Annotated in this window: 6 protein-coding genes; 4 read left to right on the top strand and 2 right to left on the bottom strand. The window is 30.8% G+C overall.

Features of this window, described 5'->3' with window-relative positions:
* The coding region (locus BMY82_RS09165; RefSeq protein WP_180366774.1) for a 16S rRNA (guanine(527)-N(7))-methyltransferase RsmG at positions 1-392 on the top strand (392 nt) is incomplete at its 5' end.
* A gap of 234 nt (positions 393-626) precedes the next feature.
* Here BMY82_RS09165 and BMY82_RS09160 read toward each other — a convergent pair.
* The gene (locus BMY82_RS09160; RefSeq protein WP_091976250.1) at positions 627-1769 is read right to left on the bottom strand and encodes an aminotransferase class V-fold PLP-dependent enzyme; all 1143 of its coding nucleotides are present in this window, start codon (positions 1767-1769) and stop codon (positions 627-629) included.
* A gap of 199 nt (positions 1770-1968) precedes the next feature.
* On the bottom strand, positions 1969-2589 hold the full coding sequence (locus tag BMY82_RS09155; protein ID WP_091976249.1) for a GerMN domain-containing protein: 621 nt from the start codon (positions 2587-2589) through the stop codon (positions 1969-1971).
* A 337-nt stretch (positions 2590-2926) separates the two neighbouring features.
* On the opposite strand from BMY82_RS09155, the gene yedF reads away from it, so the two are divergent.
* The 3 genes from yedF (at position 2927) to BMY82_RS09140 (ending at position 4073) form a co-directional block, all read left to right on the top strand.
* Positions 2927-3538: a sulfurtransferase-like selenium metabolism protein YedF gene (gene yedF, locus BMY82_RS09150; protein WP_091976248.1), complete on the top strand. Its 612-nt coding sequence runs from the start codon at positions 2927-2929 to the stop codon at positions 3536-3538.
* A gap of 78 nt (positions 3539-3616) precedes the next feature.
* Positions 3617-3883 carry a putative Se/S carrier protein gene (locus tag BMY82_RS09145; protein WP_091976247.1) on the top strand — a complete coding sequence of 89 codons (267 nt, stop codon included), beginning with the start codon at positions 3617-3619 and terminating at the stop codon, positions 3881-3883.
* 10 nt (positions 3884-3893) lie between these two features.
* Positions 3894-4073 (top strand): DUF951 domain-containing protein, encoded by a 180-nt coding sequence (locus tag BMY82_RS09140; protein ID WP_091976246.1) that lies wholly within the window; start codon positions 3894-3896, stop codon positions 4071-4073.
* Positions 4074-4233: the final 160 nt, after the last annotated feature.

Genomic DNA, 4233 nt, shown 5'->3' with positions numbered 1-4233 from the left:
TTTTAAAAGAAGTTGGAGAAAATATAGGTTTTGAAGATATTAAATATATTCACGGAAGAGCAGAAGATTTTGGAAATAATAAAGATTACAGAGAAAAGTATGATATAGCTACAGCAAGGGCTGTTGCTAATCTTCCTGTACTTTTAGAATTTTGTGTGCCTTTTGTTAAAAAGGGTGGATTTTTTATATGCTTAAAAGGTCCTAATGCAGACAATGAACTAGAAAAATCTAAAAAGGCAATGGAAATATTGGGAGTTAAACTTGCTGAGGATATCGAGGTAGAGCTTCCAGATGAAGAATTAAAGCATAGAATTTTAGTATTTAAAAAAATAGCTAAGACACCTGCTAAGTACCCAAGAAAAGCAGGAAAACCTGCTAAGAATCCTCTTTAAAATAAACAGTATTAAGATAAAAATTTTAAAGAGCAAGTGTTACATAAGCAGTTATTAAAAATATTTAAATCTAGACTTTAATTAAATATAAATAATTGAAAAATCTCCACAGTATTTTACTGTGGAGATTTTATATTTCATATAGAGTATCTATTGTAATTTTTTAGTATTCAATAAGAATAGCAAAAAGATAAACAATACATACATTTTTATTTTTTATTGTAAATCTAAATACTAAGCTTCAGAAGCAATTACTTTAATAGCCTTAATAGCCTCTTCAACTTCTTCCTTAGTAGTAAAGTATCCAAGACTAAATCTAACAGCACCCTGCTCCAAAGTACCGATACTTTTGTGGGCAAGAGGTGCACAGTGTATACCTGATCTTGTTGCAATTCCAAACTCTCTATCTAGTCTGAAAGTAACTTCTCCAGAGTCAAGATCTTTGATATTTACAGCAATTACGGCAGCTCTTTCTTTGGCAGATTTAGGTCCATAAAGTTTAACTCCGTCTATTTTAAGTATTTCATCTATCATATATTGAGATAACTCTTCTTCATGCTTTCTTATATTGTCAAGTCCAGTTTCAAGAAGGAATTCAACTCCAGCTCCTAGACCGACAATACCAGGAGTATTGTGAGTTCCAGATTCGTACTTGTCAGGATAAAGATCTGGCTGTATTATTTCTTCAGACTTGCTACCTGTTCCACCTTCTCTTTGGCTGTGAAGTCTTATTTTATTATTGACATATAAAACTCCTGTACCTTGAGGTCCAAGAAGTCCCTTATGACCTGGCATAGCAAGCATATCTATATTTAATTTATCTACATCTATATCATAAATACCTGCAGACTGAGAAGCATCTACTAGATAAGTGATTCCATGATTTTTGGCGATTTTACCAATAGTTTCTATGTCTATTAATGTTCCAGTAACATTTGAAGCATGGATTATAGCAATAAGTTTAGTATTATCTTTTATTGCAGTCTCTACATCCTTAGGATCGATTCTTCCCTCTTCATCAGCTTGAACAAATGTATGTTCAACTCCAATATTTTCAAGCTCCATAATAGGTCTTAATACGGAATTATGCTCCATAGTAGTTGTTATAACATGGTCACCAGGCTTTAAAAATCCCTTTATAGCCAAATTAAGAGAATCAGTTGCATTGAAAGTATAAACAACATCCATAGGATTTTTGATATTAAAAAGCTTGGCAATAATATCTCTTGTTTCTTCAACAACCCTTGCAGATTCCATAGCCATCTTATGACCTGATCTACCTGGATTTGCACAGTAATTTCTCATGCAATCATCCATCTTGGCATAAACAGATTCCGGTTTCGGAAAAGTTGTAGCCGCATTGTCTAAATAAATCATTTGTTTTATCCCCCTTGATAATTTATTATATGTGGTTTAAATAAAACACATATAACTTATTTTATATTTAAGGTGTGCCTTTCTAATTATTAAAAGCATTTGATTTTAATAATTAGAGACACACCCAGAAATTTTTAACAATATAAAATATAAATTTGTGTCGAGCAAATATTAAAATTAAAATTAATATAAATATAAACTATTGTACATTAAGCATTTCACCTTCATTAAATGCCATATGTCCTCCTGAGTAAGGCTTGCCTTCTACTGTAAGAAGAACCTGCTTTACCTTGAAAGTTTTTATTAAGCTGTCTGCAAAACTCTTAAGTTGAAGCATTTCCTGAGTTGATCCTTGATCAAAGTTTACAAACTTATCATTTACATCAACTACAAGTGTTCTGACTCCGTCTACTTCTTCGACTTTAGCCTTATTAACCTTAGTTCCTTCTTGAAGGATACCTTCATCTACAAGTGCATCTATTACATTTGCAACACTTATATCATCAGCAGCTTTAGTATGTTCAGTAAGCTTTTCATTTTCTGAGTTATATGTGTAGTATGTTATAGACTTTTTATTGTTTGAAGTATTTTCTTTTTTATCATCTTTCTTGTTGCTATTTTCCTTTTTAGCATTGCTATCTGTCTTTTTATCTTCAGTTTTTTTCTCATCTTTTTTAGTATCTTCTTGTGCATCTGTTTGCTGTTCACTTTGAGTACTTTGCTTTGCAGCCTTATCAGAATCATCATTACAAGCTACTAATGTAAGAGTTGAAACTGCGATAAGCCCTGTAGCAAGAAACATTTTTAATTTTTTATTCATAATTTACACCTCCATTTTGTGTATCAAAACCATAATACAAATTTTGCAAGTCTGGTTTTTTAATATACTAATAAATCTTCATGTAAATAAAAGATTATAAACACTATACGATTAAATTATCGTATTAATAATATTATATCATACAGTGAACAGAAATTTTAGAATATAAAATTTTCATAATAGATAAATCCATTAATGTAAGCAAGAGATATAGTTTTATAGTATAAGAAAACTGAAATAAACTGAAATTTGTGATCATAATATATAAAGATAAGATTAAATATGTTATTATATAAGAGTAAGCATATTTCGCATTTTCGGAATGGAGGAATTAATAATGAGTACAAAAGTTGATGCAAAAGGCTTAGCATGCCCAATGCCTGTAATCAAGACAAAGAAAGCGCTAGAAGAAATAACAGAAGGTGTAATAGAAGTAGTTGTAAGTGACGAAGCACCAAAGATAAATGTACTTAAGTTTGCAAAATCAGTTAACTGTGAAGCAGAAGTTATAAAAGATGAAGCAGATGAAAAGATAATAAGAATTGTGAAGGGTGAAGGTACATCTATAGACGCAGAAGCAGAAAACTTTACTTGTGAAATACCAAGTGGATCAAATGAAGTTGTTGCTATAATGAGCAATAGAATGGGAAGCGGAAATGATGAACTAGGAGCAGTGTTAATAAAAGGATTTATATTTGCTCTAACAGAAGCAACACCACTTCCAAAGTCTGTACTTTTTGTAAATGGTGGTGTTGAACTTACTACAATTAATGAAGCAACTGTTGAAAATATAAAGAGATTAGAAGACGCAGGAGTAGAAATATTATCTTGTGGTACTTGCCTAGATTATTACAATCTTAAGGATGAGTTAAAAGTAGGTTCTATAACAAATATGTATACAATTGTAGAAACTATGAAGTCAGCTTCAAAGTTAATAACAATAGGCTAGTATTTCTGTATATTTTCTACATTTATATGTGCTTTTTGTACTTTTTAAACTTAGAATTTGAAAGGAGAATATCGTTTGATGAACGATTTTTATGTAATATCTTTCAATTCAACTCATCATGCTATTAGAACTGAAAAGCTTCTTTTAGAAGAGGGTATGAAGATAATGACTCTTCCTACACCTAGAGAAATTGCAGCTAGCTGTGGTTTGTCTATAAAGTTTGAATTGGACGATTTAGAGAAGGTAAATATTATTATGAAGGAAAACTCTCTAGAGAGAAGAGGTATTTTCCATATAACAAAAGACGATAGCGGAGAAAGAGTAGCTATTAAGATCGAGGACTAAGGAGGAGCTTATGCCACTGGAAATTAAAGTGGGCGATGTTGTGGAGCTAAAAAAACCACATGCTTGTAAGTGTAGCGAGTTTACAATTACAAGAACAGGCGCCGATGTAAAGTTCAAATGCAATAATTGTGGAAGAATAATAATGCTAGATAGAGAAACAGCAGAAAAAAGAATAAAGAAAATATTGTAGTGATTTTGTTAAATCTATACAGTAAAAATCTGCTAAAAAATATAGACAATGATATATTTAGAGTAAAAAATACGAGAAGATATTTATCTTCTCGTATTTTTAATTAATAATTATTTTTTCAAGTTATTCATAACAGAATCAGATATAGAATTTATTCCAC

This window comes from Peptostreptococcus russellii (assembly GCF_900110295.1).
GTDB lineage: Bacteria > Bacillota > Clostridia > Peptostreptococcales > Peptostreptococcaceae > Peptostreptococcus > Peptostreptococcus russellii_A.
Note: the sequence above shows the minus strand (reverse complement) of the source record. Positions and strands in the feature narration are given on the sequence as shown.

What these genes read in the sequence shown, in the direction of transcription:
- BMY82_RS09160 (WP_091976250.1), bottom strand. Translation starts at nt 1,769, where the DNA reads ATGATTTATTTAGACAATGCGGCTACAACTTTTCCGAAACCGGAATCT.
- BMY82_RS09155 (WP_091976249.1), bottom strand. Translation starts at nt 2,589, where the DNA reads ATGAATAAAAAATTAAAAATGTTTCTTGCTACAGGGCTTATCGCAGTT.
- yedF (WP_091976248.1), top strand. Translation starts at nt 2,927, where the DNA reads ATGAGTACAAAAGTTGATGCAAAAGGCTTAGCATGCCCAATGCCTGTA.
- BMY82_RS09145 (WP_091976247.1), top strand. Translation starts at nt 3,617, where the DNA reads ATGAACGATTTTTATGTAATATCTTTCAATTCAACTCATCATGCTATT.
- BMY82_RS09140 (WP_091976246.1), top strand. Translation starts at nt 3,894, where the DNA reads ATGCCACTGGAAATTAAAGTGGGCGATGTTGTGGAGCTAAAAAAACCA.